Genomic DNA, 13,896 nt, shown 5'->3' with positions numbered 1-13,896 from the left:
TTTTAAGCTCGATCGCCGATCGCTGTTAATTCCCGACTGGCAAAAATAGCTTCGTAGTGGCGATAATGTTTAAATTCCAGGAGATTATAGAAAGGATCCTCCAGGAAAAAGGTTTTATGTTCGGTTATCTCCCCAGTAAAGCGAGTTTTTGGTTCTAGATAAAATTTTAGTTGATTGACTCGCGCTTTTTCGAGAAGATTGTCCCAATCGCTGGCATCCGGCAGAATTAGACCAAAATGGCGAGGATAAATGCTATTTTGGGGAGTAAGAGGCATTTCGGTGACGTGAGCGACTACCTGATGACCGGAGAAATTTAAGATAATCGCTTTCTCGGTTTCCCTTCCCGCTAAACAACCTAAACCATCACAGTAAAAGCTTTTAGCGGTGGACACATCGGTAATCGGAATAGCGAGATGAAAAATTGCAGGTTGATTCATGGTGATCGATTTTATCCGCGCTCTACTAGGTTCTATTGTAGCGATCGAGGGGCGACTGTTTCAGAAATTTTTTTTTAAATTGGCAATTACCTAAAGTTTGCCGAATAAATCTAAAAACCTTGTTGGATAATATCTTTAGGCTTTTTTGACATCAAAAAGTGCTGGCCTTTGCAGTAATCGGGGGGGAAAATTAGGCACTTTTTCCCTGAAAATGGGTAAAACCCCACACCCCACACCCCACACCCCACCTAAAGACTTTGTGCGATTCTAAAACCAGCGTGTTGATAAAAATTCCGGCGAAACCAATTGCGATAGTAGGGTAGGATTTCTGTGCCGTTAGTTACCCAAGCTCCTCCTAACATCATTTTATGTTGACTATTAAAGAAAGGAGTGGAATTGTCAGCATAGAGGTAATGGGGTTGAAAGTCAGTTAAGGGATTAAAATCATCTTCTAGCCATTCCCAGACGTTACCGCGTAAGTCATAAATTTCTGAGTTATTGCCAGCATTTTTTAACATTCCCACGGGAGTGGGAGAACAGAATTTTAAATTGAGGTTATAGTCCTCAAAGTTATCGTTTTCTAGGGTATAACATCGATTTTTTTGACTGCCATAGGTGACTAAATTCCACTCAGCTTCCGTCATTAAACGTATTCCTTGACCTTGAAAACGACAGTAGGCGATCGCTTCATAATAGTTAACTTCTACCGGCCAATCAAGAGGTAAATCGAGAGCATCAAACATGGCTCGATATTGATAATTTCCTCGCTCATCTACCAGCCAAAATTTAGGATATTTGACTCGGTAATGATTTTTCCATTGCCAAGCTTCTTCATCCCAATAGCTGGGATTTTCGTAGCCACCATTATCGACAAATTCTTTAAATTCTCCGTTGGTAATCATATATTTACTCACCAGAAAATTGTTAACTTGAACTTGACGATAACCATACTCATTATCCCAACCATAAATAGGAGAATCTTGGGGTTTACCAATTTCCACTATTCCCCCAGAAACCGCCACCATTTGGTTAGGATAAGCTTGACCAAAAGAAGGGGCATAATGCCACCCTTGAGGACGTTGCAGATGCTCTAAGGGCAGTTGTCTGAGTAACATTGAAGATGTTTCAAAGTGAACACGCTGATGCTCAATCCCCATCATTAATGACCAGAGAGAATGCTGAGGATGAATAGGAAGATTAAGGGGGGTATTTTTAATTATTTCGACCACAATTTCATAGACTTGTTGCCGATATTCCCAAACCTTAGCCACCCCGGGCCACTGAATATGGGCGATAGCAGAGTTTAATTCTGCGGGAGTTGCCGGATCTACTCCCAATCCAAACAATAATTCGTAGTCAGGATTAGGGCTTTTTTTTAATAGGTTAACCAGCTGCAATTTATTAAGATAAAAAGCGGCAGCATGACCTAAATAAAAAATGAGGGGATTTCTTAAATCGTCAGGGTTACAATAAAAAGCTTCTTCTTTGATGATGCTTTTTAACAGCATATCTTCTAATTGCCAAGCATTTTCAAAATAGTCCAGTAGATTTTCTCGACTACAGTTATTTAGAGATATAGGAGCCTGTGCTTGAATAGTTTCCATGTTTTTATGCCTCTATTACTGATGATAATGTTTTCGTTATTTACAGGGATAACTGACAGAGAATTAACCCGAATAAATTTTCAGGATCGGTGAAAACCCTAAGGGGTTTTAATCCCTTTGATTCTAGGTCTTTTTGCATAGTTTCTAGGTTAAATTTACGCGAGATTTCTGTCAAAATACTTTCCGACGCTTGAAAATTAACTGTTAAATCGAGTTTTTTCAGATGAACATGGTGAGTTTTTTGACAAATTAAATACATTTCAATTTGGGATTTGTCTTGATTATAGATAGCTTGATGACTAAATAAATCAAGGTTAAAATCAGCTTGAAAACGCCAATTTAAATGGGAAAGCATATTTAAATTAAAAGCGGCTGTCACCCCTTGGGCATCATTATAAGCTGCTTCTAAAATTGCCGCTGTTTTTTGGAGATCAATCCCTAATAAAAAATAATCTCCAGCTTTTAGGACAGTGGCAATTTCTTCCAAGAATTTATCACATTCAGATGCAGAAAAATTACCGATCGAACTTCCCAAGAAAAAAATCATTCTGGTATTATAGGAAGTTTTTTGATAATAAGCTAAGGCCTGTTCATAGGTTCCAATTAACCCCTGAATGGGTAAATTAGGATATTCTTTTTGTAATTCTATGGCACTAGCTTTGAGAATAGTTTCACTAACATCGATAGGTACATATTTAGAGGATTTTTGTTGCCGATAATAAGCGTCCAATAACAGACGAGTTTTCGTGGAACTACCACTACCTAATTCTATCAATTCGCAGGGGCCTGTATAGGCGACAATTTCTTGAGCATATTCTTGGAGAATAGCGGCTTCTGTCCTAGTGGGATAGTATTCTGGTAATTGACAGATTGCTTCAAAAAGTTGGGAACCTTGCCGATCATAAAAATATTTAGATGGTAAACTTTTGGGGGTTTTAGTTAATCCTTTAATCACATCTTTTCCCTCGTCTTTAACCATATTTTGACCGGTGGCAGAGGTAACTAAATACTCAATTTGTAATAGTTCTTGTTTAGATGGGTTAAGTTGCATAGATTCTCCGATTATTCTCCAGTTTTTTGATTGTTCTCGATCGATGCCGAGGATGAAATCCACTTTGACAGCTTGAATACTGGCAGCGATTATTGTTCTTTGGTAATTTTACCACTAAAACGCCGCAAAATTTACCTCTTGTCTAGATAGACAAAGTTTATGGATCGTAAATAAAAGCTGTTAAATCCATCGAGATGGCTGCTGATATTATCCAAGCAAAATTACCAGTTCAATTAATCAGTAAAGATTGCATTTCCTCTAAGGTAAGATTTTCTTGGATATAGCGAGGATTAAGGGGATGATAAGGACTAGCAAGACGATCTATCTTAATAACTCTAGCAGTTTCAGGAATGATCGGAATATCGGGATCGTAGGGGGTGCTGCGGGTAAGGGAACTAGAAAAACCTTTAAAAATAGAGATTTCTTCCTCCTCCCCATCCACAGCAATAGTCACTAATAAAACCTCTTGGGGATTTTTGAGGGTGTATTGTTCGAGTTGTTTACCAATATTCATAGAAAAATGGCTAATTATCGATAGCTAAAGACCTCCTATTGTAAAGCTGAACGTCCCTGTTTGCCAAGGCGAATAAGAAGAAAATGGGCAAAATAGAGAGTATAAAAAGAGAGACCAACTAAACCAAAAAAGCCCAAAACATTAGCGGTAGCTTCTGAATGAAAAATCTCGCGAAACTGCCAAGGTGCTTCCTGCCAAACTTGACAATAGGGAGAATTTAGCAATTCCCCTGACATAGCACAGGAGAGAAAAGGTAAGGTAGAAATTGCGCCCAAAGGACAATAAATCGTTACTGCCCAACGCCAAGCAGTGGTGACAAATTTAATTGGACTGGAGGGTAAATCTTTAATTTCATCGTTAATATCCACCCAAAACCAGAGGGAAATCGGGATTAAAATCTTAGCTAAAAAACTGGTGACAAAACCAATCGGCCAGGAAGCGATCATTAAATATACAGTAATTAATAAAAGACTAGCCACTCGCCAATAGATAATCAACAATTTTTGTAATGATTCGATTTTTGCAAATAAAGACCAAATTAACAAAATTGCCGGAATAATCACCGTAAATAGGACGGCTAAACGATAATCTATCCAAACGAGAGGACGAAACCAAAGTTGATTCATAAACTATTCAGACATAATTACACTGTCAATATTTTACTGTCTTCGGACGCAGGAGCCAAAATCGGCCACAGCTTGACCAACAAACAAAAAAACGAGGGGCGATCTCTTTATAGCCGAGATCGCCCTAAAGCTAGGATTCTACTGTGAGGAGAGAAAAAACCGCTGCCTGACTGCATTAATCTTCATAAATGCGACACTCGGCGGCATCGGGATTAGAATCACAATAATTTTCGAAGTAGGTTTTTTGGGGGTGGTCCTGACGTTGGTGAGCGGCTTCTGCTTGTAATTCTTCCACCGCATCCCAAGCGGCGGCGCATTCGCCAGAGGTGGCACCTTCCGTACTACAGACGGCTCTGGCGTTTTCTAGCTCTTCTTGAATTTTATCTTGGATATTGCTCATGATTCCTCTGGAATTGATCTATTGACACTCTAACAATTATACAGTCACCTTCTCAAGCCACAGGATCGGTTATCCCACTCGATCGCCTTTCCTGTGCTATGAAGCCGATCCTAGCGCAATTTTTCGGGAATTTAACATCAAGATTTCCTGACCGGGCCAATTTTTAGCCTACATTCCGCACTGGAGAAATGCCAGAGGGATTTCTCCCCGGCATAGACAGCGAGCAGAACCATATATCGACTTATTTAGGCCGTCTTAGACCAAATCCGTTTTTAATAGTGTGATTAACTGCCAAGTTATCGATTGTTTTTCCCCGCTCCAGTGCTTTGGCACTCACCTACTCTCCTATACCTTTTACACAGGATTTAGTATCATTCTAGGGACTAGGGGAAAAAGACTGTTTTGCTGGCAATAGTCAGCATTCCTGTCACCAAAATGCCGACAATGCTAAGGAATCCAATGGTCGTAATGTTGACTCGTGCGTTGAGATCGTCAACCCGCTTTTCTAGTCCCGTAACTTTGGCATCTAAGGCCTTAATATTCCTTTAATTTCTCCTAGACTGTTCTCGATCGCTTTCTGTCCATTTTCTAGGTTTGTCAGTCGGGACTCGATCGCTGTTAGTCGGGATTCGATCGCTTTCTGTCCGCTAACGATTAAATCTTCTAACCTTTTCAGATCATTCTCGGTAACTGCTGTCATCAGTGACAATCCTCTTAAAGTTGAATTTTTCCTAGTCTCCTAATCAATACTCTATCAATATTTTCTCGGTCGGGGACTCTTTCAAACAGTAATTCACAAAAATCAGATTCCCTACTGAGAGCGCCTAGTGATCCCGTCAAAACTGAAACAGTTTTTGATACCGAACCGGCTCTTTATCTCTTGGTTCATCTGGGTTGCAGGGACAGCATCACGCACATTTATGGCTGTATAATTCAGGTTGATATTATTAATATTGACACTCCCGTCGCGCTTATGCGAGGGATTCTTGGTTCATCGAGTTTCCTTAATCTGACAGGACGTATCCAACCAAACCAGAGGGAATCTCTCCCCAAGCATATTAGTTTCGGTATGCCCTACCGTACTTAGTCCTCTTTTCAGAATATTGATAGCGGCGTTAATATCTCTATCTTCTACATAGCCACAATGGGGACAAATATGGGTTCTTGTAGATAGAGATTTAGGTACTTTTTGACCACAATTAGAGCAATTTTGACTCGTGTTGTGAGGTGGTACTGCTACCGTAGCCTTACCATATTTAAAGCCAAAATATTCTAACCATTGCCGAAAAGTTGACCAAGCCACATCATTAATAGATTTGGCTAGTTTAGAGTTTTTTACCATGCCTTGAATATTTAAGTTTTCGTAAGCTATGAAATCGTTAGATTTAATGACGCGCAATGCCTCTTTTTCGACAAAGCCTTTACGTTGCCTACTTACTCTTAAATGTTTTCTAGCATACCTCTTTCTGGCCCTTTGGTAGTTGTTTGACTGAGGTTGACCTTTTCTAAACTTTTTAGATTTTTTCCGATTCAAACGATTTAATCTTTTTTCTGCCTGGCGATAGTATTGCGGTATTTCTACCGTTTCCCCATCACTATTAGCGTAGAAAACTTTTAAACCTACATCCAATCCTACACATCTTTTAGTCGGTTCTAGGGGTTTAGCATATTCCCGAATATCAACGCTTAGACAGAATTGGACATAGTAACCATCCGCTCGTTTAACAATTCTAACTCGTTTAATTTGGTCTATAGGATAAAAGTTTAGGTCTCTAGTTCCTTTTAGTTTAACCGTCCCAATGTTTTTCTTATCTGTGAAAGTTATTTTCTTTCTATCCTCTGATAGTTTCCACCCACAGTTTTTATATTCCACAGAACGATTATTTTTCTGAAACTTGGGATAGCCTTTTTTACCTTTTATTTTTTTCTTACAATTATCATAGAAACGAGCAATAGCTGACCAAGCTCGTTCGGCCGATGCTTGTCTAGCAGTAGAATTTAGAGTATCGACAAACTTGAACTGTTTGGCGAGAACTGCACAATATTTATTGAGAGAATATTTATCGATTTTGTCTTCCCTCTTGGCATCCATCCAAAGCCTTAATGCTTTGTTTCTGATGAATTGTACTGTACGAATAGCTTCATCTATGGCAGAACACTGACTTGGTTTGACCACGGCTTTCATTTCTAAGACAATCATTGCTTATCGACCTCAAACAACTTATTTTGTCTTAACCTATACAGCATAGATTGTCAAGATTTTAGTCGTGCTTCGCTGTTTTATATTGGTCGGGGTTTCATCCCGTCGCTAAGTGCGAGGGTCTTCACCCCGACATTTGAGATAAAATCTGAGTGCAGCAGGACGGCACGGCAGCAGCGATCGCTGATAAATTGGTAGCTAGGGGAGTCCCCAAACAAGACATCGTTTTAGCTTACCATGGGCCCCATGTGCGACAATATACCGAGTTTGCCCTTGGCTAAAACCATTAATTGATGACCTTGCCCATACAAGTTTTACCCCAAGACGTAATCGATTTAATTGCCGCAGGAGAGGTAATCGACTCTTTAGGCGCTGTGGTGCGAGAATTAGTCGAAAATGCCATTGATGCGGGGGCAGATAGGATTACCATCGATATATCTCCCCAAAACTGGCGAATACAAGTATCGGATAACGGCAGGGGAATGTCTAGAGAAGATTTGCAACTGTGTAGCTATGCCCACAGTACCAGCAAAATCCGCCAACGGGACGATCTTTGGCAGATTACCAGTCTCGGATTCCGTGGTGAAGCTTTGCACAGTATCGCACAGGTGGCGCATCTGCGGGTTGCCAGTCGCCATGACGATGATTTAGGTTGTTATTGTCTTTACAATCACCAAGGCGAGCCGGGTAATTTAGAAACGATTCCTATAGCTATCGGCACTATCGTCACGGTAGAGAATCTCTTTGGTAACTTTCCCGTGCGTCGTCAAGCTTTACCGTCAATTAACAAACAATTAAAGGATATACAGACTTTAATTCATAATTTTGCTCTCTGTCATCCCCAAATTACTTGGCAGGTTTTTCAAGATCATCAAGATTGGTTACGCATTAGTCCGGGTAAGGATGCCAGTCAAATATTACCCCAATTAGTTAAATCTCTGCATTTTAACGATTTAGCATCCCTAAAACTTGACTTAACGACTCCTGACGCAGAATCTGCTCAAATTGAATTGGTCATTGGTTTGCCCGATCGCATTTCTCGCCATCAACCAGATTGGGTTAGAATTGCTGTTAATGGGCGAATGGTGCGCTCATCGGAGTTAGAACAGGCAATATTTGAAGCTTTCGCTCGCACAGTCCCTAAAGATCGCTATCCCGTTTGTTTTCTCCATCTACATCTTAACCCTCGTTCGATCGATTGGAATCGTCACCCAGCCAAAGCGGAAATATACCTGCATAACCTCATTTTTTGGCAAGAACAGATAATTTCAGCCATAGACAAGGCGTTAGGACTAAATCCCGAACATATACCCGAAAAAGCGCAAAATCAGCGCGTCAGTCAAATTCTCAAGGCTGCCGAAGAAAAAAGCACCTATACAATAGGGGAGAAATCCCCGAAAAATCGGCTGGAATTAAAGGCAGTAGCCCAAATTCACCAAACTTACATAGTTGCCGAACATCCTCACGGATTATGGTTAGTCGAACAACATATTGCCCATGAGCGGGTTTTGTACGAACGTTTAGAGGATAACTGGGAAATCGTGCCGTTAGATACTCCGATCATCTTAAATCAGTTAACTACTCGACAAATCGAACAATTACAACGTTTAGGATTAGAAATTGCTAGTTTTGGCGATCGCTCTTGGGCAATTCGTAGTATTCCTGTTCTACTCAAAGAACGCGAGGATCGGGCTGATGCTTTACTAGAATTAAGTTTAGGGGGGGATTTACAAACCGCTCAGGTTGCTACCGCTTGCCGGAGTGCTATCCGCAACGGTACAGCTTTAAGTTTAAAAGAAATGCAGAATTTACTCGATGATTGGCAAAATACCCGTAATCCCCGCACCTGTCCCCACGGAAGACCGATTTACTTATCCTTAGAAGAAACCTCGCTCGCTCGCTTCTTCCGTCGTCATTGGGTTATCGGCAAAAGTCACGGCATTTAATCAGTGATCAGTTATCAGTGATCAGTTATCAGTGATCACTGATCAGATGTTAGTTTTCAGGGTTCTTCGGTTTGTCTTATGCAACGTACAGGGTTACAAAAAATGAAACTCTTATAGAGAAAGACATTTGGCGATTTTTGTTAATTGTTTTCGATCTAGAGCGAACTAATCAATTAAATCCCTTGCCAGATAAGGATTTAGTCGATTTATGCCCCCCTATCGAACCATACTAAGTAACGAAGAACCGTTTTCAGTTCACTGATTACTGTTTACTGTTCACTGAAAAATCCCCATCTCTCAATTGGCCGATATTGCTAGGGAAAAACGGAAAGTGCTGCCTTTACCTAATTCACTTTCCACCTCGATTTGACTTTGGTGTAATTCCACTAAACGACGGGTAATCGCTAAACCAATACCACTACCCCCAGAATAACGGGAACGAGAACGATCGGCCCGCCAAAAGCGCTCGAAAATAAAGGGTAAATCCTCTGCTGCGATGCCAATTCCTGTATCGATAACGGCAATTTGTAGGCGATTTTTGTCCCTTGTCACTTGCAGGGTAATTGCACCATTATCGGTGTAACGAATGGCATTACCGAGCAGATTAACTAAGATTTGTTCGAGGCGATCGGGATCGGCCATGACAGATGGTAAATTGGGGGGACAATCTAACTGTAAAGTCGGCCCATCTTCTAATAATTGATCGGCAAATTTTTCGATGAGAGAATTTAACAAAGGTAATAAATTAACAGGTTGCAGTTTAATCGAGAGATAACCAGATTCCGCTCGCGATAGCTCCTGTAGATCGTGGGTTAAACGTTCTAACCTGCGGGTTTCTTTCACTAATTTCTGATAAAGTTCTGGATTAGGTTTGATCGCACCATCGGCTAATTCTTCTAAATATCCCCGTACCACAGTTAAAGGGGTGCGTAATTCGTGGGTAAGATCACCGATTAATTCCTGGCGCCGTTTTTCCACATCGGCTAAACTAATCGCCATCTGATTAAAACTGATGGCTAATTGATTTAATTCTGGGATTTCGCTTTCTGGAACTCGCGCCGATAAATCCCCTTCAGCAAAATTTTTAGTGATTTGTTTCATTTGTTTGACCGGTTTCATAATGCGTTGAGAAACCAAAAAACTCAGATAACCAGCCGTACTTCCTCCCGCAATGAATGACCAAATGGCACTACTATCCCAAGCTGTCTCAAAACCCCTAACCAAGAAAGTTCTCGCTGATCGCACGGTAAAAAATCCCTGCCTTTCTAACTGTTCCAAACGCAAAACAAACATTCGCGGAGAAGATAATTTAGCAATGATAATAAAGCTACTCAATCCCACCACCATAACGAGGAGATGGGATAAAAATAATCTGGTTCCTAAGCTTAATTTTGGTGGCTGCATATTTGTTAAAAAACTCTATTTGTTGTCAATATTATTGAGAGATTGATGCAGAAATATAAAAACCTTGTTGGCTAATATCTTTTGGTCTTTTTGAAATCAAAAAGTGCCAGCCATTGGATTGTTCGGTGGGAAAATTTAGGGACTTTTTCCCTGAAAATTAGGTAATTGACCACCTAAAAATGGGGAAAACCCTACACCCTATACCCCACCCCCACACCCTACCCCTAGGAAAAACTTTTTGCCGCAAACCCTATTGACATGGTTTCTCATAAATATGAAGTATAAGAGGATTTGGCATCGACCACCGACTCCAAAAAACAAAAACTTTGTACCTCACCATTAAGATAAAAGACCTAGATTCGGCTACAGCATCATAAAGAACTCTATCGGGTTCTTCTTGTTGAAGAATCTCTCGTCAAGCTATGCTGTGAGGGGAGAGTAGGTCAAAACCTAACTTTTTGCCGCTCTATACTATCGTATCAAGATGCGCTACTCTGTTAGGAGATGATTTTGCTTGAGTCATCTGCTCAAAGTAGCGTCTGTTTTTTAACCCTTACCCTTAAAAGAGAATCTTTTCTGTATGCTAGAGGCTAATAATCAGGGAGAGAATCAAATATTTCTCTATGAAGTTGTTTTTTCCGGTTCTTCTGGCTCTTTGCCTCAACGCTTCTCCCGGACAGTCCTGCGAGTACCTAAAAGCCGCATGAGTCAAGAAACACAGCGCCTCCTGCGCCAAGGGGCCAAGATTCTCAGTATAAGGCCTCTTGACCCAGAAACTGCCCCGATTAAGCCTAGTTTACCACCTCAACCTTGGTGGATAGAGATCACCACCACTCAGCCGAAATGTCTCTATTATTTCGGTCCTTTTGAGAGTTTTTCGGAAGCTTTATCCCATCAATCCGGTTATATCGAAGACCTCCAATCGGAATCTGCCCTGGGAATTAACAGCGAAATTAAACAATGTCAGCCAGAGGTTTTAACTCAAGAATATTTTTAATGTATGGTATCTAATTATACAGATTTTTAGGAATAGTTAGCTTCCTCTTGTTTTCGTTTAATAATGCCTTTACCCTCACAGAATTTACAGGGGACGGATTCATTCTCCGTCTCTAGATAGATTCTTCCTTTGCCCTGGCAGTGGGGACAGATAACTTTTTCTTCCCACCAATAATTCTCTAAAAAAGCCTCATCGGTAATATAGGTAAAATCTTCAAACATTGGCTTGTCCTCTTATCGTTGAGATAGCTTAATCTGGATTCATCTTTCAACCTGAGAAATTGAAAATCACTTTTACCCCCATCGTAAAAAAGATCGGGTTCATTCTTCTTGAAACTTAAATTACTTCATATTTATTTATGTTTATTAATATATAATGAGTGTTCACTATCAATCGGGTGTATCTCATATTTGTGACTTTCTCTCACTTATGGTGATCAGCAGAAGTTATACTAAATCCGTTGAGTATAGGCTACATATCAGGACAGGCAAAAGGCACTAATGCAAAAAGCAAAAGGGGTGATAAATAATCAGTCTTTAATAACCAGATTTAGTATCATTTCAGATAGGTCTGATACAATCTAGACCGATAAAACCCTTATGAACTCTGGCATTGATATTCTCAATCTTAATTGAAATGACTATAAATCCCTTTTTAATAGTGTGATTAACTCCCAAGTTATGGATTGTTTCTCCCCGCTCCGCAGCTCCGGCGCTCCCCACTCTCCTATACCTTTTATACTAAATCCGTTGAGTATAGGCTACATATCAGGACAGGCAAAAGGCACTCATGCAAAAGGCAAAAGGGGGAATAAATAATCAGTTTTTAATAACCGGATTTAGTATTAAACAGGATTTGGTATTATCTCCTCGCAAAAAAAAATCAGGAGCAGAATTTCTACTCCCGATAACCTATTCACTTTAGACTTGCCAATTTATTGGAAGATACTGGCAACCTTGGCGCTTACGTCCGGTTGAGTTTCAGCGTAGATATTTTGACGAGTGGCGGCGATTTCTGTGTACGCTTGACGCACTTCCGAGTTAACTGCCACCGTTTTCACATCGTAGATACGGGTAGCCAGTTGGGGATAGAAACCGATAGCGACAATCAAAGCGAGGAAAGAGACAGCGATAAAGATTTCTCTGGGTTTAGCGTCACTATATTCTGATTCATGAGGGAGGACACAGCTAGTACCAAAACAAACTGCCTGTTCGTTACTTTTGTTGGGGAGAATGTTAGTAATATCGCAGGAAGAACCATCTCCGTAGAAAACTTGACGAAGCATGGAGAGTAGATAAATCGGGGTAAGGATTAAACCAACGGAAGCGAGGAAGACAGTCACAACCCGGAAGGTTTGGCTATAAACGTCACTGCTAGTGACACCGATGAATACAGTAATTTCACTGGCAAAACCGCTCATTCCGGGTAACGCTAGGGAAGCCATGGCGCCGGCAGTAAAGAGAGCGAAGACTTTCGGCATCGCTTGGGCAATCCCACCCATCTCGTTTAAAGCTAAGGTATGGGTGCGGTCGTAGGTGACACCGGCAAGGAAGAATAGGACGGCGGCAATTAAACCGTGGGAGAGCATTTGTAACATAGCACCGCTAATACCCACATCGGTAAAGGAAGCAATCCCTAAAAGGACGAATCCCATGTGTGAAACCGAGGAATAAGCGAGACGGCGTTTCATGTTTTGTTGACCGAAGGAAGCGAAAGCACCGTAGATAATATTAACGACACCGAGAATCGCTAGAATCGGGGCAAAGTAGATGTGTGCATCGGGTAGAAGCCCCATATTAAGACGGATTAAACCATAACCACCCATTTTGAGGAGAACACCAGCGAGAATCATCGATACAGGTGCAGAAGCTTCACCGTGAGCATCGGGGAGCCAAGTATGGAGGGGGAAGATGGCGAGTTTGACCCCGAAAGCGATTAATAAACCAGCGTAAAGGACTAATTCTAAAGCGAGGGGATAATCTTTAAATCCTAATTCCGCCATATCAAAGGTCATTGCACCACCACCGTAAAGGGCCATGGCTAGACCGGCAACGAGGATGAAGATAGAAGCGGCGGCGGTGTAGAGTAAGAATTTAGTGGCGGCATAACGACGTTTTTGACCACCCCAGATGGAAACGAGTAGATAAACGGGAATTAACTCGATTTCCCACATTAAAAAGAATAATAATAAGTCTTGGGCGACGAAAACACCAATCTGAGCGGCGTAGAGCAACAGCATCAGGAAGTAGAATAAACGGGGTTTGCGGTCCACTTGCCACGCGGCCAAGATAGAAAGGGTTGTCACCAATCCTGCTAATAAAACTAACGGTGCCGATATACCATCCACCGACACCGCCCAACTTAAACCAATTTGGGGAACCCAATCGATTTTTTCCACTAATTGTAGGTTGGGGTTGCTTAAATCATATTTTTGTAAAAAGACGTAGCACATTAATATAAAGTCTGCTAGTCCGACTCCAAGAGCGAACCAACGAACGGTTTTTCCTTCTTTGTCGGGGATTACAGGGATCAGGAAGGAGGCAAGCAAGGGGAGCAAAATGATGGCACTGAGCCAGGGGAAGTTAGCCGTTAGCATGGCAGTAAGAAAAAATACCTATTTCGTTATGTGTTCATTTTATGCGACTTTGTAAAATTTTGTGAATATTTTTTGTCCTACCTTTACCATAGGCTTTTATCTATAATTGGCGCATCATCAT

Annotated in this window: 12 protein-coding genes and 2 pseudogenes; 3 read left to right on the top strand and 11 right to left on the bottom strand. The window is 41.0% G+C overall.

Annotated elements, in window-relative coordinates:
• Positions 1–2 precede the first annotated feature (2 nt).
• From MAE_RS18360 to MAE_RS18325, 8 genes and pseudogenes are all read right to left on the bottom strand, one after another.
• Positions 3–437, bottom strand: a complete 435-nt coding sequence (locus tag MAE_RS18360; protein WP_012266905.1) for a VOC family protein — start codon at positions 435–437, stop codon at positions 3–5.
• Between the two features lie 248 nt (positions 438–685).
• Positions 686–2,041: a 5-histidylcysteine sulfoxide synthase gene (ovoA, locus tag MAE_RS18355; protein ID WP_012266904.1), complete on the bottom strand. Its 1,356-nt coding sequence runs from the start codon at positions 2,039–2,041 to the stop codon at positions 686–688.
• A 40-nt stretch (positions 2,042–2,081) separates the two neighbouring features.
• Positions 2,082–3,092, bottom strand: coding sequence for an L-histidine N(alpha)-methyltransferase (egtD, locus tag MAE_RS18350; RefSeq protein ID WP_004162900.1), 1,011 nt, complete (start codon positions 3,090–3,092; stop codon positions 2,082–2,084).
• Positions 3,093–3,321: 229 nt separating this feature from the next.
• Positions 3,322–3,606, bottom strand: coding sequence for a hypothetical protein (locus MAE_RS18345; protein WP_004159286.1), 285 nt, complete (start codon positions 3,604–3,606; stop codon positions 3,322–3,324).
• A 35-nt stretch (positions 3,607–3,641) separates the two neighbouring features.
• Positions 3,642–4,232 (bottom strand): DUF3177 family protein, encoded by a 591-nt coding sequence (locus MAE_RS18340; protein WP_004162903.1) that lies wholly within the window; start codon positions 4,230–4,232, stop codon positions 3,642–3,644.
• Positions 4,233–4,407: 175 nt separating this feature from the next.
• On the bottom strand, positions 4,408–4,632 hold the full coding sequence (locus MAE_RS18335; RefSeq protein ID WP_002781201.1) for a Calvin cycle protein CP12: 225 nt from the start codon (positions 4,630–4,632) through the stop codon (positions 4,408–4,410).
• A 383-nt stretch (positions 4,633–5,015) separates the two neighbouring features.
• Positions 5,016–5,332: pseudogene (locus MAE_RS18330) on the bottom strand (DUF4164 domain-containing protein).
• A 291-nt stretch (positions 5,333–5,623) separates the two neighbouring features.
• On the bottom strand, positions 5,624–6,832 hold the full coding sequence (locus tag MAE_RS18325; protein WP_012266902.1) for an RNA-guided endonuclease InsQ/TnpB family protein: 1,209 nt from the start codon (positions 6,830–6,832) through the stop codon (positions 5,624–5,626).
• A gap of 152 nt (positions 6,833–6,984) precedes the next feature.
• On the opposite strand from MAE_RS18325, the pseudogene MAE_RS18320 reads away from it, so the two are divergent.
• Positions 6,985–7,113, top strand: a pseudogene (locus MAE_RS18320) (element excision factor XisI family protein); the annotation flags it as partial.
• A 12-nt stretch (positions 7,114–7,125) separates the two neighbouring features.
• Entirely contained in the window at positions 7,126–8,778 is a 1,653-nt protein-coding gene (mutL, locus tag MAE_RS18315; RefSeq protein ID WP_012266901.1) for a DNA mismatch repair endonuclease MutL, read from the top strand.
• 297 nt (positions 8,779–9,075) lie between these two features.
• Here mutL and MAE_RS18310 read toward each other — a convergent pair whose 3' ends face one another.
• Complete coding sequence (locus MAE_RS18310; RefSeq protein ID WP_012266899.1) at positions 9,076–10,182, bottom strand: sensor histidine kinase; 1,107 nt, start codon at positions 10,180–10,182, stop codon at positions 9,076–9,078.
• 580 nt (positions 10,183–10,762) lie between these two features.
• On the opposite strand from MAE_RS18310, the gene MAE_RS18305 reads away from it, so the two are divergent.
• On the top strand, positions 10,763–11,179 hold the full coding sequence (locus MAE_RS18305) for a DUF1816 domain-containing protein (protein WP_004162910.1): 417 nt from the start codon (positions 10,763–10,765) through the stop codon (positions 11,177–11,179).
• A 26-nt stretch (positions 11,180–11,205) separates the two neighbouring features.
• On the opposite strand, the gene MAE_RS18300 is transcribed toward MAE_RS18305, so the two are convergent.
• Both MAE_RS18300 and MAE_RS18290 read right to left on the bottom strand, forming a co-directional pair.
• Positions 11,206–11,400: a hypothetical protein gene (locus MAE_RS18300; protein ID WP_002770192.1), complete on the bottom strand. Its 195-nt coding sequence runs from the start codon at positions 11,398–11,400 to the stop codon at positions 11,206–11,208.
• A 713-nt stretch (positions 11,401–12,113) separates the two neighbouring features.
• Positions 12,114–13,775, bottom strand: a complete 1,662-nt coding sequence (locus tag MAE_RS18290; RefSeq protein WP_012266897.1) for an NAD(P)H-quinone oxidoreductase subunit 4 — start codon at positions 13,773–13,775, stop codon at positions 12,114–12,116.
• Between the last annotated feature and the right edge of the window lie 121 nt (positions 13,776–13,896).

Source organism: Microcystis aeruginosa NIES-843 (assembly GCF_000010625.1).
GTDB lineage: Bacteria > Cyanobacteriota > Cyanobacteriia > Cyanobacteriales > Microcystaceae > Microcystis > Microcystis aeruginosa.
The sequence above is the reverse complement of the archived record's forward strand: the minus strand, read 5'-3'. Positions and strand labels throughout refer to the sequence as shown.

Excerpts from the sequence above, each read along its gene's own strand:
- MAE_RS18345 (WP_004159286.1), bottom strand. The coding sequence starts at position 3,606 with ATGAATATTGGTAAACAACTCGAACAATACACCCTCAAAAATCCCCAA.
- MAE_RS18305 (WP_004162910.1), top strand. The coding sequence starts at position 10,763 with ATGCTAGAGGCTAATAATCAGGGAGAGAATCAAATATTTCTCTATGAA.
- MAE_RS18310 (WP_012266899.1), bottom strand. The coding sequence starts at position 10,182 with ATGCAGCCACCAAAATTAAGCTTAGGAACCAGATTATTTTTATCCCAT.
- mutL (WP_012266901.1), top strand. The coding sequence starts at position 7,126 with ATGACCTTGCCCATACAAGTTTTACCCCAAGACGTAATCGATTTAATT.
- MAE_RS18300 (WP_002770192.1), bottom strand. The coding sequence starts at position 11,400 with ATGTTTGAAGATTTTACCTATATTACCGATGAGGCTTTTTTAGAGAAT.
- MAE_RS18360 (WP_012266905.1), bottom strand. The coding sequence starts at position 437 with ATGAATCAACCTGCAATTTTTCATCTCGCTATTCCGATTACCGATGTG.
- MAE_RS18290 (WP_012266897.1), bottom strand. The coding sequence starts at position 13,775 with ATGCTAACGGCTAACTTCCCCTGGCTCAGTGCCATCATTTTGCTCCCC.
- MAE_RS18340 (WP_004162903.1), bottom strand. The coding sequence starts at position 4,232 with ATGAATCAACTTTGGTTTCGTCCTCTCGTTTGGATAGATTATCGTTTA.
- MAE_RS18325 (WP_012266902.1), bottom strand. The coding sequence starts at position 6,832 with ATGATTGTCTTAGAAATGAAAGCCGTGGTCAAACCAAGTCAGTGTTCT.
- ovoA (WP_012266904.1), bottom strand. The coding sequence starts at position 2,041 with ATGGAAACTATTCAAGCACAGGCTCCTATATCTCTAAATAACTGTAGT.
- MAE_RS18335 (WP_002781201.1), bottom strand. The coding sequence starts at position 4,632 with ATGAGCAATATCCAAGATAAAATTCAAGAAGAGCTAGAAAACGCCAGA.
- egtD (WP_004162900.1), bottom strand. The coding sequence starts at position 3,092 with ATGCAACTTAACCCATCTAAACAAGAACTATTACAAATTGAGTATTTA.